The 26,139-nt window shown below is 53.5% G+C and carries 24 protein-coding genes and 2 pseudogenes; 12 read left to right on the forward strand and 14 right to left on the reverse strand.

Annotated features, from left to right (window positions below):
- Nucleotides 1-10: 10 nt before the first annotated feature.
- The gene (locus tag AC4IE8_RS09115) at nt 11-541 is read right to left on the reverse strand and encodes a gamma carbonic anhydrase family protein (protein ID WP_068994554.1); all 531 of its coding nucleotides are present in this window, start codon (nt 539-541) and stop codon (nt 11-13) included.
- 23 nt (nt 542-564) lie between these two features.
- Between AC4IE8_RS09115 and AC4IE8_RS09120 the strand changes: the two genes are divergently transcribed.
- From AC4IE8_RS09120 to prlC, 4 genes are all read left to right on the forward strand, one after another.
- Entirely contained in the window at nt 565-1,137 is a 573-nt protein-coding gene (locus AC4IE8_RS09120; protein WP_490790852.1) for a LemA family protein, read from the forward strand.
- A complete protein-coding gene (locus tag AC4IE8_RS09125) occupies nt 1,137-2,081 on the forward strand; it encodes a GIDE domain-containing protein (RefSeq protein ID WP_068994560.1) in 945 nt (314 codons plus the stop codon). The genes AC4IE8_RS09120 and AC4IE8_RS09125 overlap by 1 nt, the downstream gene beginning before the upstream one ends.
- A gap of 80 nt (nt 2,082-2,161) precedes the next feature.
- Nucleotides 2,162-2,707 carry a CNP1-like family protein gene (locus AC4IE8_RS09130; RefSeq protein WP_068994562.1) on the forward strand — a complete coding sequence of 182 codons (546 nt, stop codon included), beginning with the start codon at nt 2,162-2,164 and terminating at the stop codon, nt 2,705-2,707.
- A gap of 218 nt (nt 2,708-2,925) precedes the next feature.
- A complete protein-coding gene (gene prlC, locus AC4IE8_RS09135) occupies nt 2,926-4,956 on the forward strand; it encodes an oligopeptidase A (protein ID WP_490790853.1) in 2,031 nt (676 codons plus the stop codon).
- Between the two features lie 207 nt (nt 4,957-5,163).
- Here the strand turns inward: prlC and AC4IE8_RS09140 are convergent, their stop codons facing one another.
- From AC4IE8_RS09140 to AC4IE8_RS09160, 5 genes are all read right to left on the reverse strand, one after another.
- Nucleotides 5,164-5,652: a hypothetical protein gene (locus AC4IE8_RS09140; protein ID WP_083226183.1), complete on the reverse strand. Its 489-nt coding sequence runs from the start codon at nt 5,650-5,652 to the stop codon at nt 5,164-5,166.
- Nucleotides 5,653-5,676: 24 nt separating this feature from the next.
- A complete protein-coding gene (locus AC4IE8_RS09145) occupies nt 5,677-5,868 on the reverse strand; it encodes a hypothetical protein (RefSeq protein ID WP_490790854.1) in 192 nt (63 codons plus the stop codon).
- A gap of 382 nt (nt 5,869-6,250) precedes the next feature.
- Nucleotides 6,251-7,564, reverse strand: a complete 1,314-nt coding sequence (locus AC4IE8_RS09150) for an ArsB/NhaD family transporter (protein ID WP_083226184.1) — start codon at nt 7,562-7,564, stop codon at nt 6,251-6,253.
- The gene (locus tag AC4IE8_RS09155) at nt 7,564-8,022 is read right to left on the reverse strand and encodes a CBS domain-containing protein (RefSeq protein ID WP_068994574.1); all 459 of its coding nucleotides are present in this window, start codon (nt 8,020-8,022) and stop codon (nt 7,564-7,566) included. Before AC4IE8_RS09155 ends, AC4IE8_RS09150 begins: the two co-directional genes overlap by 1 nt.
- Nucleotides 8,019-8,753, reverse strand: a complete 735-nt coding sequence (locus tag AC4IE8_RS09160; RefSeq protein ID WP_068994818.1) for a PP-loop family protein — start codon at nt 8,751-8,753, stop codon at nt 8,019-8,021. The genes AC4IE8_RS09155 and AC4IE8_RS09160 overlap by 4 nt, the downstream gene beginning before the upstream one ends.
- Before the next feature lie 276 nt (nt 8,754-9,029).
- Between AC4IE8_RS09160 and AC4IE8_RS09165 the strand changes: the two genes are divergently transcribed.
- The 5 genes and pseudogenes from AC4IE8_RS09165 to AC4IE8_RS09185 all read left to right on the forward strand — a co-directional run.
- A complete protein-coding gene (locus tag AC4IE8_RS09165; protein WP_068994576.1) occupies nt 9,030-9,956 on the forward strand; it encodes an SPFH domain-containing protein in 927 nt (308 codons plus the stop codon).
- Nucleotides 9,953-10,399: an NfeD family protein gene (locus AC4IE8_RS09170; protein WP_068994577.1), complete on the forward strand. Its 447-nt coding sequence runs from the start codon at nt 9,953-9,955 to the stop codon at nt 10,397-10,399. The genes AC4IE8_RS09165 and AC4IE8_RS09170 overlap by 4 nt, the downstream gene beginning before the upstream one ends.
- 200 nt (nt 10,400-10,599) lie before the next feature.
- A complete protein-coding gene (locus AC4IE8_RS09175) occupies nt 10,600-11,811 on the forward strand; it encodes a response regulator (protein ID WP_068994578.1) in 1,212 nt (403 codons plus the stop codon).
- A 10-nt stretch (nt 11,812-11,821) separates the two neighbouring features.
- Nucleotides 11,822-12,136 (forward strand): annotated as a pseudogene (locus AC4IE8_RS09180) (response regulator); the annotation flags it as partial.
- A 102-nt stretch (nt 12,137-12,238) separates the two neighbouring features.
- Nucleotides 12,239-12,952, forward strand: a pseudogene (locus AC4IE8_RS09185) (HD domain-containing phosphohydrolase); the annotation flags it as partial.
- 33 nt (nt 12,953-12,985) lie between these two features.
- Here AC4IE8_RS09185 and AC4IE8_RS09190 read toward each other — a convergent pair.
- The 4 genes from AC4IE8_RS09190 to AC4IE8_RS09205 all read right to left on the reverse strand — a co-directional run bounded on the left by AC4IE8_RS09190 (nt 12,986) and on the right by AC4IE8_RS09205 (nt 15,840).
- Entirely contained in the window at nt 12,986-13,354 is a 369-nt protein-coding gene (locus AC4IE8_RS09190; RefSeq protein WP_068994580.1) for a VOC family protein, read from the reverse strand.
- Between the two features lie 223 nt (nt 13,355-13,577).
- A complete protein-coding gene (locus AC4IE8_RS09195) occupies nt 13,578-14,489 on the reverse strand; it encodes an IS3 family transposase (RefSeq protein ID WP_490790961.1) in 912 nt (303 codons plus the stop codon).
- Nucleotides 14,378-14,746, reverse strand: a complete 369-nt coding sequence (locus AC4IE8_RS09200; RefSeq protein WP_490790855.1) for a transposase — start codon at nt 14,744-14,746, stop codon at nt 14,378-14,380. Before AC4IE8_RS09200 ends, AC4IE8_RS09195 begins: the two co-directional genes overlap by 112 nt.
- An 80-nt stretch (nt 14,747-14,826) precedes the next feature.
- The gene (locus tag AC4IE8_RS09205) at nt 14,827-15,840 is read right to left on the reverse strand and encodes a zinc-dependent alcohol dehydrogenase family protein (protein WP_068994581.1); all 1,014 of its coding nucleotides are present in this window, start codon (nt 15,838-15,840) and stop codon (nt 14,827-14,829) included.
- 224 nt (nt 15,841-16,064) lie between these two features.
- Between AC4IE8_RS09205 and AC4IE8_RS09210 the strand changes: the two genes are divergently transcribed.
- Together AC4IE8_RS09210 and AC4IE8_RS09215 are read left to right on the forward strand one after the other, a co-directional pair.
- Nucleotides 16,065-16,673, forward strand: a complete 609-nt coding sequence (locus AC4IE8_RS09210; protein WP_490790856.1) for a uracil-DNA glycosylase family protein — start codon at nt 16,065-16,067, stop codon at nt 16,671-16,673.
- Nucleotides 16,674-16,974: 301 nt separating this feature from the next.
- Nucleotides 16,975-17,439: an OsmC family protein gene (locus AC4IE8_RS09215; RefSeq protein WP_068994582.1), complete on the forward strand. Its 465-nt coding sequence runs from the start codon at nt 16,975-16,977 to the stop codon at nt 17,437-17,439.
- An 8-nt stretch (nt 17,440-17,447) separates the two neighbouring features.
- On the opposite strand, the gene AC4IE8_RS09220 is transcribed toward AC4IE8_RS09215, so the two are convergent.
- From AC4IE8_RS09220 to AC4IE8_RS09230, 3 genes are all read right to left on the reverse strand, one after another.
- Nucleotides 17,448-18,479: a hypothetical protein gene (locus tag AC4IE8_RS09220; protein ID WP_068994583.1), complete on the reverse strand. Its 1,032-nt coding sequence runs from the start codon at nt 18,477-18,479 to the stop codon at nt 17,448-17,450.
- Nucleotides 18,480-18,796: 317 nt separating this feature from the next.
- Nucleotides 18,797-19,432, reverse strand: coding sequence for a peptide-methionine (S)-S-oxide reductase MsrA (msrA, locus tag AC4IE8_RS09225; protein WP_068994584.1), 636 nt, complete (start codon nt 19,430-19,432; stop codon nt 18,797-18,799).
- Between the two features lie 232 nt (nt 19,433-19,664).
- Entirely contained in the window at nt 19,665-20,807 is a 1,143-nt protein-coding gene (locus tag AC4IE8_RS09230) for a response regulator (RefSeq protein WP_490790857.1), read from the reverse strand.
- Nucleotides 20,808-21,099: 292 nt separating this feature from the next.
- On the opposite strand from AC4IE8_RS09230, the gene metH reads away from it, so the two are divergent.
- On the forward strand, nt 21,100-24,885 hold the full coding sequence (gene metH, locus AC4IE8_RS09235) for a methionine synthase (protein WP_490790858.1): 3,786 nt from the start codon (nt 21,100-21,102) through the stop codon (nt 24,883-24,885).
- 378 nt (nt 24,886-25,263) lie between these two features.
- Here metH and AC4IE8_RS09240 read toward each other — a convergent pair whose 3' ends face one another.
- Nucleotides 25,264-26,124: an LEA/WHy family protein gene (locus AC4IE8_RS09240; protein ID WP_490790859.1), complete on the reverse strand. Its 861-nt coding sequence runs from the start codon at nt 26,122-26,124 to the stop codon at nt 25,264-25,266.
- Nucleotides 26,125-26,139: the final 15 nt, after the last annotated feature.

The raw sequence follows: 26,139 nt of genomic DNA on the forward strand, positions 1-26,139 counted from the left end.
ACTGCAGCCGTTAGCCGGCATGGCGTTGCGCAAGCTTCACGTAGTGTTCAGCGGTATAGGCAATGACCTCCTGCTCTTTCTCTGTCAGAACCCTGACCCGCCTGGCAGGACGCCCCAACCAGAGATACCCACCCTCCAGCGTACGACCCTGAGGTACCAGGGACCCAGCCCCCAGCATCACGCCCCGCTGCAGAACGGCGCCATCAAGAATTGTCGATCCCATGCCGATAAAGCAGTCATCGGCGATTTCACAACCATGCAACAGAACCCGATGGCCCACTGTAACCCCGTCGCCAATCACCAGCGAGCGGCCACCGGGCAGATAATAACTGTCGTGGGAGACATGCATAATTGAACCGTCCTGGATATTGGTACGGGCGCCGATTTCGATTTTATGTACGTCTCCCCTGACCACGCTCATTGGCCAAATGGAGGCTTGTGAGGCAATATTGACATTGCCGATCACCACAGCCGTCTCGTCGATCCAGGCATCGTCTGCGATTTGTGGTTGATGGGATTCAAATGGGCGAATATTCGTCATAGCTATTGGAGGTTCCTGAACCGATGGAAATTGCGTTTTTTGTATTGATTGGTGCCGCCGTTGTTATCCTCATATACGGCGTCATGATTTACAACAACCTGGTGCGTCTGAAACACGATGTCAACAAGGCCTGGGCGAATATCGATGTGTTGTTGAAACAGCGCCACGATGAACTGCCCAAGCTGGTTGAGACCTGCAAACAATACATGAAATTCGAGCAGGAGACCCTGGAAAAGGTGATGAACGCTCGTGCTGCAGTCAACCGAGCCATGCAGCAGGGGGATGTGGGCGCGGTTGGTGCTGCCGAGGGGCAGTTGCGGCTGGGCCTGGGCAATCTGTTCGCAGTGGCGGAGAACTATCCGGACCTGAAAGCCAATGAGACCTTTCTGCACCTGCAGAGCCGTATCACCGGTCTGGAAAACAGCATCGCCGACCGGCGTGAGTTTTATAATGAAAGTGTGAACAATAACAATGTGCGCATCGAGCAGTTTCCCGATATCATTCTAGCCCGACAATTCTCCTTCAAAGCCGCCGAACTGCTGGAGTTCGACGAGTCCGAGAAGACTGACGTGGATATGGGTACATTATTTAGTTGATGCAGGAAATCGCCAATCTGGGAACAGGGGCTTTTTTCTTCTGGAGCACCCTGTTGATACTGCTGTCGCTGGCAGCGCTCTATTTCTCTTTCTACCATCTCCATCGAGCCCGCCTGATCGAGGACACCCCAACCTCGCGCATACGCTCCGCCCCCCAGGGCTATGTCGAGCTGATCGGCGAGGCCGATATGATGAAGGGTGAACCGGTGATATCACCGCTCAGTGCGACCCAATGCTGCTGGTGGCGTTACAAAGTCGACCGCAAGGATGACAAGGGCTGGCACGCGGTACGTAGCGAAAAGAGCAACGCCCTGTTTCTGATCAAAGATGAAACCGGCGAGTGCATACTCGATCCCGAGGGGGCCACAATCACCCCCAGTGAACGCAATATCTGGTATGGCCCCAACTCAACCCCCTCAGCAGGCCCTGACCGGGGGATCGGCACCACCCATAGCCAGTTCAACCGCTTTGGACTGCAGATATCGATCAACACCACATTCGACGGGGACTATCGATACAGCGAGGAGCTGATCATGCCCGGTGACCCGCTGTACGCCATCGGTCTGTTCAGCTCACTGGGCGAAATCGACAGAAAAGCGATGCGCGATGACATGGTCAAAGAGCGTCTGCGTCAATGGAAGAGCGACCATGCCACGTTACTTGACCGCTTCGATCTGAATGGGGATGGAAAAATTGACCTGGACGAGTGGGAAAGCGCCCGCAAAGCGGCCAAACAGGAGGTCACCCGGGAGCAGCTCAAAGAGGACCAGCAGCCCCTGCATACACTCAGCACAACCGGCTCTAGCCAACGCCCGATGTTGATCTCGACCAAGGAGGAGTTTGATCTGGTCAGACGCTTCCGCTACTACTCCTTCTTCACCCTGGCGGCCTTTTTCGCCCTCGGTTCAGGTAGCGCATGGTTCATTGCGGCGCGCATGTTATAAGATAGCCCCTTCGCGATTTAATAACACAGCACCTTATAAACCCGGCCTGTCGCCCGGAATGATACAACAGGAAACCTTGCATGACCTTGAAAACTGTCTGGATACTACTTTTTGCAGTATTCATTGCCACCCCGGCCCCGGCCAGGGATATCCTGCTGGATGACCCGCTGGATGATGAGGAATACGACGCACCCGACAAACTTGATTGGCTGGAGGGTGAGGTTCAGGTTCCGGATAGCATAAACAGTGATGACCTTCAGGAGTTTGAGGTTGCCGCCAATGAGACGAGATTTCGCTACTATGTGGAACGAAATTCGATTCAGCATAGTGCCGACGGTGCGGTGCGTTTCACCCTGGTGATTCGCTCCAGCTCCGGCGCTTCGAATAGCTCGTACGAGGGATTTCGCTGTCGGGAACGCCTCTACAAAGTCTATGCCTATGGCGGGGGTAAGCGCCTGACGCCAATGCCGGGTGGGAAGTGGGAGCCGATCCCTAAAGATGAATCGACAGACTATCGCGCCACCCTCTATGACGACCTGCTCTGCAACCTGCAGATTGGCGAACCCAATCCGATAGAGCAGGCCATCGAAGCGATGCGGAACAATATCAAGGTAGGCAAAGACTAATAAGCACTGCTGACATAATCCCTCAGCAGCCACAAACAGCAGCTTTCGTATCGATTGCCTGATTGAGCATGTTTTTGCTTCGGATAACTCCATCGGATAGATTTCAACAGCCGCCCTTCCGGAACGTTTAAGCAGGGCCTGTAAACCCTAATCCAACTGGCCCTAAGGGGGCAGTAACCGATACGCTTTGCATAACATAAAGAACCAGGAACAGAACCATGACCAATGCCCTGCTTGATATGACCGGACTGCCACCCTTCAGTCGGATTAAGCCTCCCATGGTGGAAGCCGCCATCGACACACTGCTGCAGGAGAATCGCCAGACCATGGAACGCCTGCTCAGCACTATCTCCGATCCTGGCTGGGATAATTTTGTCGAGCCTCTGGAAATTGCCGAAGACCGGCTCAGCCGAACCTGGTCACCCGTCAGCCATATGAACTCCGTGGTCAATCATGATGAACTGCGCGAGGTCTACAATGCCTGCCTACCCAAGCTGAGCGAATACGCCACCGAGGTCGGCCAGAACAGCCGGCTGTGTGAGGCCTACAAAAAGGTTACCGAACAGGGCGGCCTGGACGACGCGCAAAAAAAGATGCTCGAAAACACCCTGTTGGAGTTCCGACTCTCAGGGGTCGATCTGCCGGAAGAGAAAAAACAACGCTTTAAGGAGATCAGCCAGAGTCTTTCCAAACTGACCACCAAATTTGAGGAGAATCTGCTCGACGCGACCAACGCCTGGAGCAAGTTAATCACCGACCCGGAACAGCTGACTGGTCTGCCGGAGTCTGCCATGGCACTGGCCAAACAGACCGCGGAGCAGCGCGAGCAGCAGGGCTGGTTGCTGACCCTGGAGTTCCCCTCCTACTTTCCGGTGATGACCTATGCGGATCAACGGGAACTGCGCAGAGAGCTCTACGAGGCCTACGCCACCCGGGCCTCGGATTGCGGCCCCCATGCGGGTCAGTGGGACAATAGCGAGGTCATGGAGCAGATCCTGGCGCTGCGCCATGAGCAGGCGCAATTGCTCGGCTACAACAACTACGCAGAGCGCTCTTTGGCACGCAAAATGGCCCGCAGCACGGAAGAGGTGATGAGCTTTCTGACCGATCTGGCTGAACGCTCCAAGGCCCAGGCGGAACGTGAGCTGGCCGACCTGACACAATTCGCTCGTGAAAACTACGGCATCAATCATCTGGAGGCCTGGGATATCGGCTACTACTCGGAAAAACTACGCCAACATCGCCACGCCATCAGCCAGGAAGAGCTGAAACCCTATTTTCCCGAAACCCGGGTGATACCCGGCATGTTTGCGGTGGTGGAGCGTCTCTATGGGATCCGTATCCAATCCGTCGAAGGGGTGGATACCTGGCATCCGGATGTGCGTTTTTATGAGATCCGCGACATGCAGAACCAGCTTCGCGGGCAGTTCTATCTCGACCTCTATGCACGCCCGAAAAAACGTGGCGGCGCCTGGATGGACGAGTGTGCGACCCGATTTTTCAGCGAATCAGTCGACCAGATTCCGGTAGCCTACCTGACCTGTAATTTCTCCCCCCCGGTGGGTGGCCAGCCGGCGCTCTTCACCCATGATGAAGTGGAGACCCTGTTTCACGAATTCGGTCATGGGCTGCACCACATGCTCACCCGCATCGACTATCCCTCCGTTGCTGGAATCAACGGTGTGGCCTGGGATGCGGTGGAGCTGCCCAGCCAGTTCATGGAAAACTGGTGTTGGGAGCAGCAGGCACTGGAACTGTTCTCCGGCCATGTGGAGAGCGGCGAACCGATCCCGGACGAACTCTACCAGCGACTGCATGGGGCGAAAAATTTCCAAACGGCGATGCAGATGGTGCGTCAGCTGGAATTCTCGATCTTCGACTTTCGCATTCATCAGGAGTACGACCCGGACCAGGGAGGAAGGATCTATCAGATTCTCGATCAGGTGCGCGAGCAGGTCTCAGTGATCAAACCACCTTCCTGGAACCGTTTCCCACACGGTTTTTCACACATCTTTGCCGGTGGTTATGCCGCAGGGTACTACAGCTACAAATGGGCCGAAGTGCTCTCAGCCGACGCCTTCTCCAGATTCGAGGAGCAGGGCATCTTCAGTCAGGAGGCGGGACAGGCCTTTCTGCAGGAGATATTGGAACAGGGTGGTTCAAAGGATGCCATGGAGCTGTTTGTTGCGTTCCGAGGCCGGGAGCCACAGATCGAACCCTTGCTGAGACACAGCGGAATCAGTGGCTGATTTATAGTCCGCGAATGGGCGCGAACAGACGCAAATGTTCATCTGCTTGCGTCGCCAGTACAGTGTTCTTGCTCACCGGATTGATGATTAAATTCCAACCACACTAATCTCGACGTAACAAATCGCATTTACGTCGATTGGTGTTGATTTGTGGACTGAAGTTAAAAAAAAACGGGTGACGCAAAGCGTCACCCCGTGGTTGGCAAGTCAGATGCCGAGGGCATCGATACCCCAACCAACACCACCTAGCTCAACTTCAGGATGTTGTTGCCGAACCGAATGTTCGACTTGTGAAACCCGCCAGCGAGGGACATCAACCAACAGTAAAAATTCTCCGTGTTTCAACGGCACATCAAAGTCGTCGATTTGGGATTGTGGTACCTGACCTGAAAAGTAGAAGCTCAGAAACACCGCAGCGACTACTAAAGCCAGGCAGCCTGCCACAAGCAACCATTCGGATGCCCATACACCGATCAACAGAACCGCAATTGCCGCAAAACAGAGCAGCAGATTGATATCCCAGAACCAGCTCTCCAACCGTGCTGTAAAACCGCGCGTTTGGCGTATCTTTGCTGCCGGTAGCTCCTTCAGGTCGGCACCCGGCCTGGCCACGGCATGGATGTGTTGCCGCTTCACCCTGGCGAACATCAGGTCTCTAACCACTTCCTCCGCATGACGTTTAGAGGGCACCAGCATAGAGATACGCCGTAATATCATCACTCAACCCTCAGCCACATAGTCATCTGACACGTTGCCACAGATCACTTTCCGACCTTCTAGCGCCATATCCATATACAGTCGCTTGGTCTCTTCACTTTCAAAATAGATCTCGACACCCTTCTCACCGTCGCCTTCATAGAGGCAGGGGTGATCATCGGGATTGGATACATCACGCAGCGTAATTGGATCCATGGTTGTTCTGATATTCAATCTGGTGTGTGCCTTTCTGTTGTAGAGAATGCCGCAGCCTATTCTCTGGCCTTGATCATGGGCAGCCTGCTGCCGCCCGGATTGAAGGTCAGTAAAATCCGTTTCGGTTACTACTCAGAATTCACTTTTACAAGACTGTACTCAACAGCGATACCTTAAGCTATAGAAATACCTAGCAAAACAATCAAGATTATAGGCCTTCTAAATCTGACGAGGAAATTGGGGGATTGTTGCCGAGAGAGGTGGATTCAATCGGTATAACGACCTACAGACTATTAACACCAATCCAAAAGGCCTGCCGGGGTTGGATGAGCGTAAACAGTCTCTGGATAGGCTGCTGTTTGGATTGCAATCAGCCGCTAGCTTAAGCGCTGGTGAAAAGATCAAAAAACAGCCAGTAGACCAGACTGGCGAGGATCAGACCGAAGAACATCACCGGGATGCCGGTTTTCATCCAGATCAGTGGGGTTATTTTCGCCTCTGGCATACCGCTCTTTTCAGACTCGCTGACCGCGATGATATTTGCTGTCGCCCCCAGGTGGGTGCCATTCCCCCCCAGACCGACACCAAGCGCCAGAGCCCACCACAGGGGCGCAATGTTCACCCCGCTGCTCTCAAGCCCCAGAATGATCGGAATCATAGTCACCGTAAAAGGTATGTTGTCCACCACCGCACTGAGAACCGCAGCCACCCACATCAGCAGCAATCCGGTGATCAACAGCATTTGCGGATCTCTGGCGAGTCTGGCCAGCTGATTTCCCAACAGATCGAGCAGTCCAGAGGCCTCCACCCCGCCAACGATCATGAACAGGCCGGCAAAGAAGAACAACACCGACCAGTTGACCGTACCGAAAATCTTCTCCATATCGGGCTTCAGCATCAGCAAAGCCAGACAGAGCCCGATGAAAGAGGCATAGGCGGGCAGGATATGCAGATTGTGGTGGATGAAAAAGAGCACCACCACCACAGCCAGGGAAAACAGGGTGCGCTTCAGCCCCTTGGCATCCTTGATCGCATGGGTATCGACCAGAGTTCGGGGATCCTCGCCAACATTGGTCAGCTGTTCGCGAAACAGAAACAGCATCAGCGCCACCGTACCGACCCATACCACCAGCACCGGTAACCCCATGTGTACCAGGAAAGAGTTGAAACTGATATCGGCAGCACTGCCGATCATCAGGTTGGGGGGATCACCCACCAGCGTAGCGGCGCCACCGATATTCGAGAGCATCGCCTCTGCCATCAGGTAGGGCATGGGATTGATCTTCAGCAAGCGACAGATGAGTACGGTCAACGGTGCGAAAACAATTACCGTGGTGACATTATCCAGGATCATGCTGATCAGACTGACCGCCAGACTGAGATAGATCAGCAGCAGTTTCGGGCTACCCTTGGCCCAACGGGTAATATGCACCGCCGCATAGTCGAAGGCCCCGGTGGGACGCAGTAGCGCAACCAGCATCATCATCGCCGCCAACAACAGAATGGTGTTGCCGTCAACCGCCAGCAGCGCCTGCTCCTGACTGTAGAATCCCATCCACATACCCACACCAATCATGGTCAGGGCGCCCAGCATGGCGGCTGTAGTTCGATGCAGTATCTCCGTGAAAATCAGGATATAGGCGCCCAACAGCAGAAGCGCCGAGACCCACATCTCGATTGTGATCTGCTCCATCATCAGTCGATGCAACACTCTTTGGTTACTATCGCCGCAGCAACGCTCATACGCGTCACCACTCCTTGATAATCCTCGCCTTCAGTAACAAACAGATACTCCGTGTTGTACTGCTCCATAATCGCCAGCGCCTTGATGGCTTGAAAATTGGCTGACAGACGAACCGTATCCGGATAGATGAAATCATCCACACTCCGGGACATCAAATCCTCCGCTTTGATGTGGGGAAAATCGAGATGCTCGATATCATCCCCAAGCAGATGGGCGCCTTGAATGATGTCATCGGGAATACAACAGATACGGAACATATGCCTTACCGAGAAGCGTCCACTGATCGCACCACTCTGATCCACATAAGGAATGCCGGGAACCCCTTTGCTGACACACTCGGTCATCACTTCACCGACACTCATACCCGGACGGGCGACCTTGGTCGGAATGGAGATATGTTTGATTTTCATGGCGGGGCTTCATCCATCATCGGTTTCATGGCATGCAGCATATTGGCGAACAGGTGGCTGTTGCTGCGCTCCTCCCGGGCCAGCAGCTGCTTCATGTAGGCGCGCTGGGTCGGCTTGGTGAAACAGGCCGGGCAACTGTCGGGAATGATCGGCAACCCCGCCTTCACGGCAAAATCGCCCGTCTGAGTCTCCCGGCAATAGACCAGTGGCCGTATGATGCGAATATCCCCCGCATCATTCACATAGTGCGCCTTCATGGTACGCATCTGGCCACCGTGAAACAGGGACATCATCAGACTCTCCGCCAGGTCGTCCAGGTGTTGAGCCAATGCCAGAACATTATAGCCCTGCTTGCGACAGGTGCTGTACATGATGCCCCGTTTCATGCGCGCACAATAGGCACAAAACGAGTCACCCGACAGCTTCTCCCTGGCCTCCTCCATAATCGGCTGTTCGGCGTAGACCCAGGCCACGCCCAATGCCTCGTAGTAGGCTTTCAGCGGTGCCGGATCAAATCCCTCGATCTCGGGATCAACGGTAATCACACCCAGCTCAAACTCGACCGGTGCATAACGTTGCAGATGGGAGAGTACTTGTAGCAGAGTAAGGGAGTCCTTACCTCCGGATACGCCGAGCAGAATACGATCCCCATCGCGAATCATCTTGAAATCCGCAATCGCTCTGCCCACTTTGCGCATGATTGACTTCGGGGGTTTGATTGAATCGTTCATATGGCCATTTTGACATGAAGCTTGTTGCGCACCAATGCCGGAAAGTGGCGGCCGCTTCGACTGATTGGCGGATGTCTCAGCCACGGCCAGGTAACTGCTGAATCTATATGGCTTTTTCAACCGCAAACGCAGGGGTTGGTATTGAATCAGGAGATTTCTTCTCATCCCGGACTTGATTCAAAACTGATCTGAGGTCATAAAGGTCTATGCGGGAGTGGATGGAAGCGCTACTGCCGGAGGAATCAATCACAGTCATGTCATCATGGGGGCATACAAATGGATATTTTTGTTCTGGTTTTTCTTGTTCTTGCTGTGGTACTGGTCGTTCTGGGTGCCAAACGTGTACCTCAGGGCAATGAGTATACGGTGGAGCGATTTGGCCGCTATACCAAAACCCTGCGACCCGGCCTCAATCTGATTGTTCCGGTGATCGATCAGATCGGCAAGAAGATGAATATGATGGAACAGGTGCTCGATGTGCCCTCACAGGAGGTCATTACCAAGGACAACGCCATGGTCACCGTGGATGGCGTGATCTTCTTCCAGGTACTGGATGCCTCACAGGCCGCCTATGAAGTGAACAACCTCTACGGGGCGATTCTCAACCTGACCATGACCAACATCCGTACTGTGATGGGATCGATGGATCTGGACGAGCTGCTCTCGCAACGGGATACGATAAACACCCAGCTGCTCACTGTGGTGGATGACGCCACCACCCCCTGGGGCGTCAAAGTCACCCGTATCGAAATCAAGGATATCTCACCACCAAGAGACCTGGTCGATGCGATGGCCAGACAGATGAAGGCGGAACGGGAAAAACGTGCCGCCATACTCGAAGCGGAAGGCTTGAGACAGGCAGAGATACTCAAAGCGGAAGGTGAAAAACAGGCTGCCATCCTGGAAGCGGAAGGTGACAAGGAGGCTGCATTTCGTGAGGCGGAGGCAAGAGAGAGACTGGCAGCCGCAGAGAGCAAGGCGACAACCCTGGTCTCCGAAGCGATTGCCAAGGGTGATGTGAATGCCATCAACTACTTCATCGCACAGCGATATACCGAGGCACTGCAAAACATCGCTTCGGCTGAAAATCAGAAACTGATCATGATGCCTCTGGAAGCTTCCAGCCTGATCGGCTCCGTAGCGGGTATTGGAGAGATTGCCAAACAGGCCCTTCAGAGCAACAGTAAGGAGAGCAACCAATGAGTTGGCTGTCTCACCTCGACTACTGGCACTGGTTCATCCTGGCGGTTGTGCTGATGATCCTGGAAGTCTTTTCCCCGGGAGCTTTTTTAATCTGGATGGGGCTTTCCGCGGCCATTACCGGACTGACACTACTGCTCTTTCCGGAGCTTGCCTGGCAATTCCAGCTGATCTTTTTCGCGGTCTTCAGTGTTGCCGTGATTGTCCTGGTTCGCCTGTTTCTGCAGCATCGCCCCATAGAGACCGACAGCCCCCATCTCAACCGGCGGGGTGAACAGTATATCGACCGGGTTTTCACCCTGCAGGAACCGGTCATCAACGGTGTGGGAAAAATCAGTGTCGACGACAGCACCTGGAAAATCAATGGTGACGATTGTCCCGCAGGAACCAAAGTCAAAGTCGTTGGCGTTCAGGGTGTGGTGCTGCTGATCGATCAAGCCGAATGAGTAGAGAGCTTTAATTCTATTTCGACACAATTACCCACAGAGGTACTACACTCAGATTAAGTTGAAGTAAACAAAGAACAACAAAATGATTAGCTTGATTCGCGGCTCTATGCATCTCCCGTTCTACCGCAATAGACCAATGGCTCTGAAGAGCCTCTTAGAGGTGACTGGAGAGTCGATACAAGTGGGCAACACCACCAATGAAACTATTTGACACGAACCATCTCCTGTTTGTTGATAGCGACCGGAATCAGCTAGAAGCTCTGAAAAGAACCCTCAGGGATCACAACGACCAGTGGCAGCTACACTTTTGCGATTCATCCGCCAGTGCATTGGAGCTGTTACATCAACTGCCGATAGCAATCATCATCAGTGAGACCCAGCTAGGCAGCAAGAGTGGCAGCGAACTGCTGAAGCAGGTACAACAACAATACCCGAGCACCACCCGCCTACTGTTTTCCGGCCAGGCTCTCCGCACACCCGCCCAGGAAATTGTTCATCACGCCCATCAGTTTATTGCCAAACCCTGCGATACCCAGACTCTGATTGTCATATTGGAACGGGTCATTCAGCTTAGAGATCTACTGAATAATCCTGCCATGACGGAGATGGTTAACAGCCTGGGCTCACTTCCCAGTCTGCCCGCCAGCTATCAGCAGATGATCGAGGCACTGCAATCGGAGGACACTTCATTGGCGGAGATCGGCGAGATCGTTGCCAAGGACCTGGGAATGTCGACCAAACTGCTACAGATGGTCAACTCCGCCTTTTTCGGGCTACCGCAGCAGATCTCATCACCGCAACACGCGGTAACCCTGCTTGGTATCGAGACGGTTTCCAATCTGGCGCTGGGGGCAGCCATCTTCTCACGTCTCGATCAGGCACTGATCGATGAATTCAAACTTGAGCCCCTGTGGCAACACAGCCAGTCGGTGTCAGGTCTGGTCAGGCAGTTGGGGATGGCAATGGGGATGAGCCGCCAGGAGCTGGAAACCCCGGTTATGGCCGGCATGCTGCACGACCTGGGTAAACTGATTCTCGCCTCGCAGAACCAGGATGAGTATCGCCGTATCGTCAAACAGGCCACTCAGGAAATCCTGCCCCTATTCGAAACTGAAGCAGAAGCCCTGTGGTGCCATCATGCCGGTATCGGGGCCTATCTGATGGGCTTGTGGGGATTACCCTTCTCCGCAGTTGAGGCGGTCGCACATCATCATAACCATGAGTATCAATCGATCGATCGCAAGGATTGTTTGTTGGTCTACGGCGCCAACCTGCTGTTGCACTGGTTAAGCGATGAGCAGTACAGGCAACACTACGACCCCCAGTCTCTACAATCCCTGCTCGGTGATGAAGAGTTCAACCGTTGGCACAAGATTGCCCAGGAGTACCTTGATGGACAAACCACCTGAAAAAGTTTTAATGGTGGACGATGACCGTAACCTGCTCGACTCTTTTCGCCGACAATTCCGTAAACGTCTGAACCTTGAAACAGCCACCAGTGGAGCGGACGGCGTTCAGGCTGTAAGAGATGGGGGCCCATTTGCCCTGGTGGTCTCCGACATGCAGATGCCGAATATGAATGGGGTGGAGTTTCTTTCCAAGGTAAGGGAGCAGTCACCCAATACGGTACGCATCATGCTCACCGGTAACGCCAATCTGGATGTTGCCATCGACGCGGTGAATGATGGCAACATCTTCCGTTTTTTGAATAAGCCGGTAGAGACTGAGGTTCTCTATCAGACCGTCATAGAGGGTATCAAGCAGTATCGTCTGATCACCAATGAAAAGGTGTTGTTGAATAAAACCCTGAAAGGGGCGGTTGACCTACTGGCTGATGTTCTCAGCATGGTCAATCCAGATGCGTTCAGCCAATCTTTCCGCATCAAACATCATGTCAGAAGTATTGTCAGAAGCCTTTCACTGGAAGATGGCTGGCACTACGATCTTGCCGGTATGCTTTGCCAACTGGGTTATGTCAGTCTACCCGACGATCTGATACACAAAGTCATGGCTGGTGATGAGTTAAGCAAGGCGGAAACGGAGCTCTATAACTCACATCCTGAGATGGGGAGCCGGCTGTTAAAACATATACCCCGTCTCGAAACGGTTGCCGCGATGATCGAGCATCAACTCGACGATATCGGCAAGATTGAAATCCAGGGAAAACTGAACAATGAGGAAAAGGCAATACTGGGCGGGCAGATTTTAAAGGTCGCCATCAATTACGACAAACTGCTCGACACTGGTAAATCGGAGGAAGAGGCGATCGAATTCCTTCGGGACAATCCTGAACACTTCGATCCGGCACTGGTAGAGATACTCATCCAGGGATCGATGAACCGCAAAGTCGAGATACTGAATCTGCCCCTTGATCAACTTGAACCCGGGATGATCGTCGACCAACCGATCAAAACCAATGCCGGTGCTCTGCTGCTCGCCAAGGGGCAACCATTGAGTCAAGCCATGGTGTTCAAACTAAAGGTGGCTTATGATCGGGAGGTGCTGCCCGATACCAGTTTCAGAGTGTTCCGTATAACATCGATTGACTAGGGCCTGTTAACGCTAATCCAATGCATTGACAATTCAGCCAGTACCGGCCTGAAGATCAGACCATACCGCGTACTCATTGCCGTTTGGGTCGCAAAAATGGAAACGCCGGCCTCCTGGAAACCCAAACACCGGGACTTTGATTCGCCCACCGGCATCGACGATCTTCGCCTGAGTCTTCTCCAGATCACGGCTATAGAAGACGATAAGAGCACTGCCTCGCTCAGCCGCTGTGGTCAGTTCAGAGTGGTAGAATCCGCCATCAAGACCCGCGTTGGAAAAGGCGCAGTAGTCCTCACCGTAATCGACAAAATCCCATCCGAAAACCTGTTTGAAAAATACCTTCACCGCTTCCAGGTCCGAGGCGGGGAACTCAACATAATCTATGGATTCGTGATATCTCATGCCAGCTAACCTGAAAGAGTTTTCAGGGCTTATCTGTGATAAAGCGACCGAGCAGCCAATCTATCAGTGTCGGCATTCATTCAGACCTAGACCCCCGAAAAAACAAGCGAAAAGTAACTCTCTGCAAACCGCAAATCTGTTTCTGAATTTAACTATAGAGCAAACCGGTGGCATGCTGATTGGATAATGAATATTCCCCCAAATAAGTGGACACTTATTCATTTCACGCAGCCATTGCCTCATATTCTACAGGTGTAGTGTAGCCTAAGCCTGAGTGTAACCGCTTATGGTTATAAAATTTCATATATCTTTTCAGTGTGTTGCGCATCTCACATTCCTTGCTAAACACGCATCCATGATAAACATCCGATTTAAATGAGTGGAAGAATGACTCCAGGTAAATATTATCAGTCATTCTTCCCGCTCGATTCATGCTCTGCGTTATCTTTAGTTTTTTCAGCCGGTTTCGATAAGTGCGGCTGGCATATTCTATTCCGCGGTCACTATGGAAGATTATCCCCTGAGGATATCCTCGGTTCCTCACCGCATAATTGAGCGCATTAAGAGTTAGACTTACCTTCCTACGTTTGCCTAATGACCAACCAATTACTCGACGACTGTACAAGTCGATAATCACCGCCAGGTAAAACCAGCGCTTATCTACCTTCAAGTAGGTGATATCACCAGCCCAAACCTGGTCCGGGCGAGTCACTTTCAAGCGATGTATCCGATTCGGTGTCTCTCGGTACAGCCGGTATAATCCAGGACAACCCTGATACAGCGTGGCTGAACGCCCGATGATCTGGTGCTGCTGCATCAAGCGTGCTGTACGGTTTTCGCTTATATTATTTCTTTGTCCGTGTAGGGCCTGTGTGACTCTAGGGCTACCATACGTACCCATGCTCTCTAAATATATCTCTCTAATGATCTCGACAAGCTTTGCGTTCTCTTGAGCCCGCTTACCTATTCCGCGTTGACGCCAGGCATAGTAACCTGATCGGCTGACACCGTAGAATTCACACATCACTTTGATTGGCCATTCTTCCCGGTTCTGCTCGATGAAGCTGAAGATTTCTGTTTTTGTTCTGAACAGAACCGGATGGCTTTTTTTAACAAGGAATGCTCCATTTTCAATTGCTCGTGATCCTTCTCCAATTTTCGCAATCGCTTGAGTTCGGTTACTGTATTAGAGTCCAGCTCAACCTTATTTCCTTTAGCCACTATCTTCCCCTCTCGGACCTCTTTAATCCATCTTGACAACATAAAGGGATGGATGTCGAGTGATTCAGCTACATCCTTTATCAAGATACCTTTTACATGGGCCAACTTGACTGCTGTTGCCTTAAACGATTCTGAGTATCGATTAACCTTTCTTAATCCTGATCTTGCCATTTTAACACCTCTATTTCTGTTAGATTGAGGTGTCTACTTTTTTAGGGGAATTTCCTAATCGCTTACATCGGATCCGGTTATTATCGATCAATTTCCGCCTCCGGACTCAACACAAGCTTACCGATCATGCCACCCTCCTCAATCAGCTGATGGGCCTCCACCACTTTCTCAAAAGGCAGAATTCGATTCACTGCGATTTTGAGACAGCCGCTATCGATCATCTCGGCACAATCGCTCAGAATGGCCACCTGATTGATCCTTGCCTGGGGAAGATGGCGCAACATGGGAGTCAGCATCAACGTGAATCCTATGCGCAGATTCCGAGTACGCGCCTCTTTCCACTCGATGCCGTTTCCTGGATCGAGCAGCGTCACCAGATCGCCATAGTGGGCAGTGGCTGCAATGGAATCGCTGAACACCGGCCCGCCGACACTATCCAATACCATATCGACACCCCGACCGTCTGTCAGTCGCATCACCTCATCGACAAACCCACCCTGCCTGTAGTTGATCACATCATCAGCACCCAGCTCCCTGACAAACTCCTGCTTTTCCTGACTACTGACCGTGGTCAAAACCCTGATCCCAGCCTGTTTTGCCAGCTGAATCGCCACATGACCCACACCACCAGCTCCGGCGTGTACCAACAGAGACATACCATCGGTCATGCGTCCACGGCCGAATATCGCCTCCCAGGCGGTGATCAACACCAGGGGACCGGCCGCCGCATGGGCGAAATCCAGAGAAGCGGGTTTTCTGCAACAGACCGTCTCATCCAGTACAGCAAATTCAGCATAGTTACCCTGCAGCCCCCCCAAGCCGCCATTGCAGTACCAGACCTCGTCACCGGGCCGGAAATGGGTTACTGATTCACCACACTCAACAACGAGGCCGGCGCCATCGCAGCCAAGCACAGCAGGCAGGCCATCGTCAGTAAACACACCTCTCTGACGAAGTTTGGTATCGATCGGATTGACTCCGGCCGCCATAATTCTGATTTTGATCTCAGTTGGATTTTCGATCGCAGGCTCAGGGATCTCTTCAACTTTCAACACCTCCGGCTCTCCCAGCTCCCTCAACACCACTGCTCGCATTGAATCCTCCTAATCGGTAATTTGTCCTCGATAGCAACAAACTAAATACCGATTTTATTTTTTGTAATTTGTTTGTATCCGATGGGTGCGTTCATATTCAGCTATGCATGAATATGTAATTATAGTTTTTCTGGCTGAAATAACTGTTCGCCATGCTTAGGGCCTGTTTATGATAAAAGTTAAGGTAGTGGATTCATAGTTAATTAGTGTTAACAGGCTCTAACATGTCTCGTATAGAACTGCTTCAAGCACACCAACAAAAACTCAGTGCATGCCGCCTCTGTCAATCCATGACCGGGCCAGTGGTAATGGGCAATGTCACACCCTCGCCTATACTGCTGATCGGACAAGCACCTGGCGATAAAGAGGGGAGCGCGGGAAAACCCTTTGCCTGGACTGCGGGAAAGACTCTTTTCAAATGGTTTGATGCGATCGGGATGTCCGAATCGCAATTTCGCAACCGGGTCTATATGGCCGCAGTCTGTCGCTGCTTTCCAGGTAAAAATCCGAAGGGGGGCGACCGGGTCCCCAGCAAGGCGGAAATCGCCAACTGCAAGCGCTGGCTGGACCGAGAAGTTGAGCTATTGCAACCCAAGCTTCTGCTGCCGGTAGGCAAACTGGCAATCAGTCAGTTTCTTGATGTGGACAAATTGGCTGATATCATCGGCAAACAACATCGCCTCAGCCTGGCTCATGGGGATACGGACCTAATCCCACTCCCCCATCCATCCGGCGCCTCAACCTGGCATAGAACAGAACCGGGAAAATCGTTATTGGCTCAGGCCTTGAAACTGATCCGGCTCCACCCGGCCTGGCAATCGGTATCCGAGTGACGAAGCGATCAGCCGACAGGGTGTTCGCAGGCTATTTATTCGCCAGGCAGAGAGAAACAATTTACATCCAGTCAATTTTATTACATTGTGCAACTCTATTAACCCGGCGACCAAATAGTTCACTTTCAGCCACAGTGAGCCTGGCTGCAGCGAGGCATCAAAACGCCGCTGTAGCACGCCTACTGCAAGTTTTGATAACGAAGTCTGCAGGCAGGCTCAATGCGACCTGCCTTCATAAATCAGTTAGTTAGGGACTTCAAGCAGACCCTGTTAACGCTACTTAAACGACGAGGAAAATCCAATGACAGAAGAAGTTGGGCGATTCACCATCCATCTAGAGCAGGAAGAGGATTACGCTTTCCGGGTGAAATTCGATCTCAAGAAAGCAGAGGATGTCATCATGGACGAACCGCCACCCCTCGGAGAGCGCAACGGACCCAACGCCTCGCGTATGCTTGCCGCTGCGGCCGCCAACTGTCTCAGCGCCAGCCTAATGTTCTGCCTGGCGAAAGAGGATGCGCCTTCAAATGAAGTGACCACGGAAGTCACTTGCACAATCGTGCGAAATGATAAAAAACGCCTGCGGGTCGGTCGGCTTGATGTAAAGATAACGGCCGGAGATGAGCTTTTGAGTTCGAAAAAAAGTGACCGCTGCCTGACGCTGTTTGAAGACTTCTGCGTGGTTACCGCCAGTATCAGAGAGGGTATCCCCGTCGGGGTGGAAGTGCTCAACCAGGCAGGAGAGATATTGCATAAAGCCGAATAGCCGGCAGCTCAACGGAACAGATGCCACAAATCGACAGGCCTTCGGTTAACCACAGGTTTTGCTTGTAGCTGCCCCAAGCGGTAACGACCCAGGATCACTACCGCAAACACCAGCAACAGGGTCAAAACGAGGGCAATGAACAGCCACAGGTTTCGTTGCGGTAGCAACAATGCCTGTTGCTGCTCCTCGGTCATCACCACCACCAACCGGTAGCTATGGGTAAAACCAACTGCACCGTAAGTGACCGTGCGATAGCTGAAAATCCCCTCTGGCCTGTTGATCTGACCCGATGGGGTCCGCTGCATCATCGCCCACACATCAGGGTAGTTTTCATTGAACTGCCGTGTTTCAGAGGATGATTCTGGAAACATGAACTGCCACTCCTGATGGCTGCTGAATCCACGCAGATAATTACCCGATTCATCAAGCAACAGCAGTCCACCATGCACCAGGCTGGCATGCCGCTGCAGATCACCAAAGATATGGCTGACCAGGGCATTCACCACCAGCAGTGCCTTGATCTCACCATCCACATCCAACGGTGTCACCAGGCGAACCATCGGCTTATAGGGAATCTCAACCTTTCCCTGTTCCACATTCAGATCGATCGGCGAAGCATAGATCGCACCGGCATCCATCGCCATACCCTGCTGAATGTAGTAGCGATGGGATTTGTTCTGTAACTGATCGGTGGATACCCGACTCGCGCCATGGGAAGTCAAATCGACACGCAGACGCTCCTTTCCGCTCAGGTCGATCAGACGTATATGATCATAGAGACGCTTTTCGGAAACAAACAGCTCCCAGTCAGCCGCAATCCGGTTCAGTACCAACTCGTCGTAGTAGAGGATCGCTCTGATAAGATCCGGATTGGATGCCAGCAGTTTCACATCCGCTCTCAAGTCGTTGCGCCTCTGTTCCAGGGTATAGAGAGTGCTGTCGGCGGAGAGATCGGTCAGATCCCGCCACACCTCTTTCATGTTGTCGACACTCAGTCTGTAACCCACCCATAGCACCAGATTGGCGAATACCAGCATCATTAAAACCAATAATGAGGCTCTGCCAACGAGTTGGATATGTGGGTGACTTAGGCGTGTTGTATTTGATATTCGCATTCCATGCGCACCACAGGTGAGAGGTCTCCACTGATTAATTAAATCTCAAAGGTGTCTGCCCAGATCCTTTGGGATCCCTATCTATAGGCATAGCACATCGAGAAAAATTTTAAATCCATTCTAGGGCTTGTTAGCGCTAATCCAATACGCCCTGTTGTGCCTGATCAACGGGCAGACAGTGCCTCTCATCAACCGGCACAACGGTTCGCAACACGGTCAGTTGCATTCACACAGCGGGAGATTCAGGCCGGATAACAGACACCGGTGCCACCCAGTCCACAATATCCGGCAGGATTCTTGGCCAGATATTGCTGATGATAGTCCTCGGCATAATAGAGCGGTGGCGCATCAACGATCTCTGTGGTGATCGGAGCGGATGTCACCTGTGCCAGAGCATGCTGATAGTCCTCCCGGGAAGCCTGGGCCAGCACCCGTTGGTCATCGTCGAAAGTATAGATTCCAGAGCGGTACTGGGTACCCACATCATTCCCCTGCCGCATGCCTTCGGTTGGGTTATGAGACTCCCAAAAGGTCTTCAGCAGCGTTTGATAATCGATCTTCGCCGGATCATAGACCACCAGCACCACCTCATTGTGGCCGGTCATTCCGGTACAGACCTCTTTATAGGTCGGATTGGGCGTCGATCCCGCCGCATAGCCCACAGCGGTTGAATAGACCCCGTCCAGGCTCCAAAAGCGGCGCTCCGCCCCCCAAAAACAACCCATACCAAACATTGCTGTTTTCATGCCCTGCGGAAACGGCGGCAAGATCCTGTGACCGCTGACGAAGTGCTCAGCATTGAGCTGAATCGGTGTTGTGCGGCCAGGCAACGCCTCATCTTCAGCAGGCATTTTGGTTTTGCGTCCAAGTCCAAACATGGGAGGCTCCTGTAATCTGTTGCCACAAACCGACTCACTCTGTCAGATAGACAGATGTATCACCATTTGGTTTGATCACGGTGACAGCGCTTGCCGGGAATCATTGAATAATGATCAATATAGCGTCGAATCCGACACGGCCAACCCCACACCCTGTGCGATTAATCAGGGCGAGTTAACGGTGTCCGGTTAATCCGAGCCTGGCTAGTGGGCCATTTGCGCCGGCAACCGCTCAGAGCAGATAGTAGGCCGCACCGGCCGAGGCGGCCAGCAAGGCTCCCAGCATGACCCAGATTGTGTTACCGGCTGCGGGCTTCTCATTGACCACCGTCTGTTGAGCCAGATGCTGTTCCAGCATCTGCTCAACCGTCTCGGTTGCAACGGAGTTGGCAACTTCCTGGGATACCTGTGTGGCGGTCTCGTGCACATGGGCCTCCAGAGACCCTTCAGTGACCACCCTGATGTGCTCAATCATATCGTTCTTTTCAGGAACCTGTTCGAGAATTCGCGCTTCCTGCTGTTTGAGGCGGTCGGAAAATTCATCCCTTGTTTCGTTGATCTGGGTGAAAGTAGTGGCCTGGATCAGCTCTTCCACACTGCGCTGGCTCAGCTGTCTGACAAAATCTTCAAGATCGCTGTTAACCTCCTCCACCACAGCCTTTTTCAGCTCCTCCGTGTCAATCTCCGCAGGCTTTGCACTCTCTGACTGCTGCTGCTTGAGTTCAGCCAGCATCGGTTGCAGCTTCTGCTCCAGATAGTCGTCCACGAGTCCGGCCAGGCGTTGTTCGAGGGAGTCTGTGACCGCCTGCTCGACAATCTCGCGGACAACCACTTCTGCACTCTGAGTGGCAGCCTGCTGGGCAATACGCTTTATTTCCGCTTCTGAGAGGCCGACCGGCACTGCCTGGGCAGGCGTCTCCCCTGCCTCGACCAGATCTACCGGCAGCTCCGCCTGCTCCTCGGCCACCTCGACCTGCGCAGAAGCACTCATCGCCACTTCACGCTGATGCTCTTCGATCAGGTCGATAATCTCACCAAGACTCTCTTCTGTCGGTGGCTTCGCCAGGATGCCAAGAGCGCCATGATCGACGGCGGCACGAACATACTCATCACCCTCGTTGGCGGTACACATCACGATCGGTGTGGCATCGAAACGGGGATCCTTTTTGATCTCGGTAATGGTCTCAAGTCCATCGATACCTTCCATCAGGAAATCGACAAAAATGGCATCGGGTGTGAGCGTCTTCAGGCGCTCCAATGCCTCCTCTCCGGATTCCGCCATTTCCACGCCGTCAAAACCGCTTTTTTTCAGCATACGACTGAGAACAATACGTGCAGATTTTGAATCATCTACCAGAAATGCTTGTTTTGACACTATAATTTCCTTTTCTAGAGGTTGGTATTCAAGGAGTCGACTGCAAATCAGCTAGTTGTTTTTAATGGCTTTATTTGGCTTTTTATCGGTTATCGCTAGAAGAAAGAACAGAAAATCCGCCCCTTCCACAAATCCTATAACCCACCCGTATCAACCGCAACCGGATCATCGTTTATTTATGACACAGGCAACCAACACACCTTCTGCCGACTCTCTTTATAAATAGCAACTCGCCTATAACCGGCCAGGGTCCTATAATTGGCGACCGTTTACCTTAAAACCTGAGTAGCTGATGGTCTCCGAAACCCTGAATAACCCTGGTCATCCTATTGAATCCCTGCTGCAGAAACGCATCCTGATCCTCGATGGAGCGATGGGTACGATGATCCAACGACACAAGCTGAGTGAGCAGGATTATCGCGGAGAGCGCTTTGCCGATTGGCCCTCCGATTTGAAGGGTAATAACGACTTGCTGTGCCTGAGCCAGCCGGAAATCATCCGCGATATCCATCAGCAGTACCTGGAAGCCGGCGCCGATATCCTCGAAACCAACACATTCGGCGCCAACAGTGTCTCCATGGCGGACTATGATATGTCCTCCCTCGCCTATGAGATGAGTGAGGCAGGCGCCCGTCTGGCCAGGCAGGCAGCCGACCAATACAGCACCCCGGAGAAGCCCCGCTTTGTTGCCGGGGTACTCGGCCCAACCAACCGGACCGCCTCCATCTCCCCGGATGTCAACGATCCGGGGGCGAGAAACATCCATTTTGACGAGCTGGTCAGTTGCTATGCCGAGGCCGCCCGTGGGCTGATAGCCGGCGGCAGTGATCTGCTACTCATCGAGACCATTTTTGACACCCTGAATGCCAAAGCCGCCGCCTATGCCTGTGAATTGGTCTTTGAAGAGGATCAGGTCAGCTTGCCGGTGATGATCTCTGGCACCATCACCGATCAATCCGGGCGTACCCTCTCCGGGCAGACCACCGAGGCCTTCTACAACAGCTTGCGCCATATTCGTCCCCTCTCGGTAGGACTCAACTGCGCCCTGGGTCCGGATATGCTGCGTCAGTATGTGGAGGAGATATCGCAAATATCTGAGTGCTTTGTCTCCGCCCATCCGAACGCAGGCCTACCAAACGAATTCGGCGAATACGACCTGGATGCCGCCCACATGGCCGAGTATCTGAGCGAATGGGCCGACGCCGGTTTTGTCAACATCGTCGGTGGCTGTTGCGGTACCACACCACAACATATTCAGGCGATCGCCCAGGCGCTGCAGAGTAAGCCACCGCGCAACCGACCAGAGATCGAAAAACAGTGCCGCCTGGCCGGCCTGGAGCCACTCAACATCGGCCCGGACAGCCTCTTCGTCAACATCGGTGAGCGGGCCAATGTGACCGGATCGGCGAAGTTCAAACGCCTGATTCTCAGTGAAGAGTATGACGAAGCTCTGGATGTCTGCCGGGAACAGGTTGAAAACGGGGCGCAGGTTGTGGACATCAATATGGATGAGGCGATGCTGGACGGGGTGGCGGCCATGCAGCGCTTTCTCAACCTTTGTGCCGGTGAGCCGGAGATCGCCAAAGTGCCGGTGATGATCGACTCCTCCAAGTGGGAAATCATCGAGGCCGGACTGAAGTGTGTACAGGGCAAACCCATCGTCAACTCCATCTCCCTGAAAGAGGGTGAGGAGAAGTTCTTCCAGCAGGCCAAGGCGTGTCGCCGCTATGGCGCAGCTGTGATCGTGATGGCCTTCGATGAGCTGGGACAGGCTGATACCTTCAAGCGCAAGGTTGAGATCTGCAGCCGCGCCTATCGGCTGCTGACCGAGCAGGTCGGTTTCCCCCCGGAAGAGATCATTTTTGATCCCAATATCTTCGCCATCGCCACCGGCATCGAAGAGCACAACAATTACGGCGTGGATTTCATCGAGGCGACCCGGGAGATCAAAGCGAGCCTGCCCCACGCCATGATCTCCGGTGGCGTCTCCAATGTCTCCTTCTCCTTCCGGGGCAATAATCCGGTGCGGGAGGCGATCCATGCGGTCTTTCTCTACCATGCGATCCGTGCCGGCATGGATATGGGCATAGTCAACGCCGGACAGCTGGCTGTCTATGACGACCTGCCCGAGCAACTGCGCACTACCGTTGAGGCGGTGGTCTTGAACCAGGACCCGGAGGCGGGTGACCGACTGGTCGACCTGGCCCCGCAATATCTGGGAGATAACAGCCAGGCGAGCGCCAAGGAGGATGCGGAGTGGCGCTCCTGGCCGGTCAACAAGCGACTGCAGCACGCTCTGGTCAAGGGGATCACCGAATTCATCGTGGAGGATACCGAAGAGGCCCGCCAGCAGGTGAACAAGACCCTGGAGGTGATCGAAGGACCTCTAATGGACGGCATGAACCAGGTGGGGGATCTGTTCGGCGCCGGCAAGATGTTCCTGCCCCAGGTGGTGAAATCTGCCCGGGTGATGAAAAAATCCGTGGCCTACCTGGAGCCCTTTCTGGAAGCCGAAAAGGCGGATTGCGCTACCCAGGCCCAGGGCAAGATTCTGCTGGCCACAGTCAAAGGAGATGTGCACGACATCGGCAAGAATATCGTCGGCGTGGTACTGCAGTGCAACAACTACGAAGTCATCGATATCGGCGTGATGGTGCCGGCGGATACCATTCTGCAAAAGGCCAAAGAGGAGCAGGTGGATCTGATCGGTCTCTCCGGCTTGATCACCCCCTCCCTGGACGAAATGGTCCATGTCGCCAAGGAGATGCAGCGCCTCGGTATGAGCCAGCCGCTGATGATCGGTGGTGCCACCACCTCCATCGCCCACACAGCGGTCAAGATCGAACCCCGGTACGAGCACCCGGTGGTCTATGTTGCCGATGCCTCCCGGGCGGTGGCGGTTGCCTCCAACCTGCTCTCCGATGAGCTACGAGCGCCCTATATGGACCAATTGCGCGCTGAGTACCAACAGGTTAGGGATCGTCGTGCGGCGGCGAATGAATCCCGCCATCTGATACCGCTCGCCCAGGCGCGACAGAATCCGACCCCGATCCCGTGGCAAGCGTACCAACCAACCACACCGAACATCTGTAAAGCGGACTATCAGCCCGCGGCAGGATGCCGGGTGATCCGCCTGGCGGAGTCGGGCCAGCCGGAACAGCACCCCGCCAGCATGGTGCTGCTTGAGGATATCCCCATTGCCGAGCTGATCGACTATATCGACTGGACCTTCTTTTTCCACGCCTGGCAGCTGAAGGGGCGCTACCCACAGATTCTTGATGATGAGGTGAAGGGTGAAGAGGCCGGCAAACTGTTCGCCGATGCCCAGGAGATGCTGAAACAGATCGTGGATGAGAAGTGGTTGCGGGCCTCGGCCCTGGTCGGCCTGTTTCCGGCCAACTCGGATGGCGATGATTTCAATCTCTATCGTGACGATCAACGATCAGAGCCTCTGAGCAGATTGCACAACCTGAGAAAACAGGGTCGCCAACCGAACGGAAAATATAACGAATGTCTGGCCGATTTCGTCGCCCCGCAGGACTCCACCGTCAAGGACTATCTGGGGGCCTTCGCCTGCACGGCCGGGATTGGCATCGACGCCAAGCTGGAAGCCTTTGAAAAGGAGCATGACGACTATCGGGGAATCATGCTGAAAGCACTGGCCGACCGCCTGGCAGAGGCACTGGCCGAGTGGTTGCATCAACGGGTGCGCCAGGATTTCTGGGGCTATGCCCCGGATGAATCCCTGAACAACAATCAGTTGATCGCCGAGGAGTATGCAGGAATCCGTCCCGCTATGGGCTATCCCGCCAGCCCGGACCATACGGAGAAGGATCTGCTCTGGTCCCTGCTCTCAGCAGAGGAGCATACCGGCATCTGGCTGACAGAGAGCATGGCGATGGTGCCGACCGCCTCGGTGAGCGGTCTCTATATCGGCCATCCCAGCTCCCGCTATTTCGCAGTCGGCAAGCTGAATCGTGATCAGGTTGAGGATTATGCGGCACGCAAAAAGATGCCGCTGGACGAAATGGAGCGCTGGCTGGCGCCAAACCTGGCCTACACACCGACTGAAAGCTAGTGACCCATTCACCGCCAATGCTCGCTATACAGACAATCATTGTCTGATGCCTCAATCCATAGCCATCAGCATGTGATTTAAAAGAGAGAGTAGCTCCCCTCTCCCCTTGCGGGAGAGGGGCTGGGGGAGAGGGGCGAATAGGCATCTCCTCGGCTAAATTTGAGTTAGCGGGTTAGCTGTGGTCTATCAGTTAAGGGACTTGGAACGACTGAGCCCCTCAAATTGTAGTACCGGTGCAATGGAGATGAACTGCTACCGTTGAAACTCTCTCGTTTCGCACAGATCAAACCAGAGCTTCATACTATTTGTGTTCATTTGCGGAGTGATTTTCTTCTCTCCATTCACGGCCTAGATCAGGCCCAACCAGCCAAACCCAGCTCAGCGGTTCAGATTGAAGCGGCCCTGTTTATCGAGGGGGATTTTGATATCGCCAATGATCGGGGTATCGCCGGTTGCGTCGAGCATACCGCTCAACTCGTAGGAGAGTCCCCGGCCGCCCACCAGGGCGCTATAGAGTCCACTGCCCGCTTTTTGCAAATCGAGGGAGAGGGGCAGGTGGACTCTGCCCTTGCCTAGCTTGTCGACGTTCAGGGTTTGTGCCGCCGCACCCTGCCCCACATCGATACTGTTCAGTTTGAATTGATAGTCGAGCCGCTGCAGCATCAGCGCAAAACGGTTGGGATTCTCAACCTCCAGCTCAAGCATCAAGTCGATGGCTTGCAAGCTCAGTCGCTGCACATCGATTCGACTGACCCTGACATCGGGCAGCTTGGGAACCGGCAGAACCCCCTGATAACTCACCGGCAACCGCACCCGCCCCAGTAGAGGCACATCGACACCCAATCCCAGATCCAGCTGATAGGGCACGTCATCCCGTTTGCTCAATTCACTGTACTGCTTGAGCAGTTGCTCAAACTCCATCCTGACCGGCAGTTTGACTTGACTTTTACCATCCGCGGCCAGACTCATGCCCATGGCCTGCTGACCTTTCAGGAATCTCCGGTTGAGCAGTTGCAGGTCATAATCGAGCCCATCCAGGGTGATCGCCACAGGATTGGGGTTATCCACCTCCACATCAAACAGCAGATCGATGCCTCTAAGGTCGAGACCTGACAGCTTGACCCCTTTGACCTCACCAGTAGGCGCGATTCCGGTCATCAACTGTTCGGCCTGCTGCAGGGATGAGCAGCCCTGAAACAGCAAGACCAAGAACAGGAGGGTGATCGTTTGTCTATACATAAGTGATTTTCAAGG

The organism is Candidatus Thiodiazotropha sp. AKAK2 (genome assembly GCF_058244685.1).

Excerpts from the sequence above, each read along its gene's own strand:
- AC4IE8_RS09150 (WP_083226184.1), bottom strand. The coding sequence starts at position 7,564 with ATGATGGAGCAGATCACAATCGAGATGTGGGTCTCGGCGCTTCTGCTG.
- AC4IE8_RS09210 (WP_490790856.1), top strand. The coding sequence starts at position 16,065 with ATGTCTCGTATAGAACTGCTTCAAGCACACCAACAAAAACTCAGTGCA.
- AC4IE8_RS09125 (WP_068994560.1), top strand. The coding sequence starts at position 1,137 with ATGCAGGAAATCGCCAATCTGGGAACAGGGGCTTTTTTCTTCTGGAGC.
- AC4IE8_RS09200 (WP_490790855.1), bottom strand. The coding sequence starts at position 14,746 with ATGGCAAGATCAGGATTAAGAAAGGTTAATCGATACTCAGAATCGTTT.
- msrA (WP_068994584.1), bottom strand. The coding sequence starts at position 19,432 with ATGTTTGGACTTGGACGCAAAACCAAAATGCCTGCTGAAGATGAGGCG.
- metH (WP_490790858.1), top strand. The coding sequence starts at position 21,100 with ATGGTCTCCGAAACCCTGAATAACCCTGGTCATCCTATTGAATCCCTG.
- AC4IE8_RS09130 (WP_068994562.1), top strand. The coding sequence starts at position 2,162 with ATGACCTTGAAAACTGTCTGGATACTACTTTTTGCAGTATTCATTGCC.
- AC4IE8_RS09220 (WP_068994583.1), bottom strand. The coding sequence starts at position 18,479 with ATGATGCTGGTATTCGCCAATCTGGTGCTATGGGTGGGTTACAGACTG.
- AC4IE8_RS09205 (WP_068994581.1), bottom strand. The coding sequence starts at position 15,840 with ATGCGAGCAGTGGTGTTGAGGGAGCTGGGAGAGCCGGAGGTGTTGAAA.
- AC4IE8_RS09175 (WP_068994578.1), top strand. The coding sequence starts at position 10,600 with ATGAAACTATTTGACACGAACCATCTCCTGTTTGTTGATAGCGACCGG.
- AC4IE8_RS09215 (WP_068994582.1), top strand. The coding sequence starts at position 16,975 with ATGACAGAAGAAGTTGGGCGATTCACCATCCATCTAGAGCAGGAAGAG.
- AC4IE8_RS09170 (WP_068994577.1), top strand. The coding sequence starts at position 9,953 with ATGAGTTGGCTGTCTCACCTCGACTACTGGCACTGGTTCATCCTGGCG.
- AC4IE8_RS09120 (WP_490790852.1), top strand. The coding sequence starts at position 565 with ATGGAAATTGCGTTTTTTGTATTGATTGGTGCCGCCGTTGTTATCCTC.
- AC4IE8_RS09155 (WP_068994574.1), bottom strand. The coding sequence starts at position 8,022 with ATGAAAATCAAACATATCTCCATTCCGACCAAGGTCGCCCGTCCGGGT.
- prlC (WP_490790853.1), top strand. The coding sequence starts at position 2,926 with ATGACCAATGCCCTGCTTGATATGACCGGACTGCCACCCTTCAGTCGG.
- AC4IE8_RS09190 (WP_068994580.1), bottom strand. The coding sequence starts at position 13,354 with ATGAGATATCACGAATCCATAGATTATGTTGAGTTCCCCGCCTCGGAC.
- AC4IE8_RS09115 (WP_068994554.1), bottom strand. The coding sequence starts at position 541 with ATGACGAATATTCGCCCATTTGAATCCCATCAACCACAAATCGCAGAC.
- AC4IE8_RS09165 (WP_068994576.1), top strand. The coding sequence starts at position 9,030 with ATGGATATTTTTGTTCTGGTTTTTCTTGTTCTTGCTGTGGTACTGGTC.
- AC4IE8_RS09240 (WP_490790859.1), bottom strand. The coding sequence starts at position 26,124 with ATGTATAGACAAACGATCACCCTCCTGTTCTTGGTCTTGCTGTTTCAG.
- AC4IE8_RS09145 (WP_490790854.1), bottom strand. The coding sequence starts at position 5,868 with ATGGATCCAATTACGCTGCGTGATGTATCCAATCCCGATGATCACCCC.
- AC4IE8_RS09140 (WP_083226183.1), bottom strand. The coding sequence starts at position 5,652 with ATGCTGGTGCCCTCTAAACGTCATGCGGAGGAAGTGGTTAGAGACCTG.
- AC4IE8_RS09160 (WP_068994818.1), bottom strand. The coding sequence starts at position 8,753 with ATGAACGATTCAATCAAACCCCCGAAGTCAATCATGCGCAAAGTGGGC.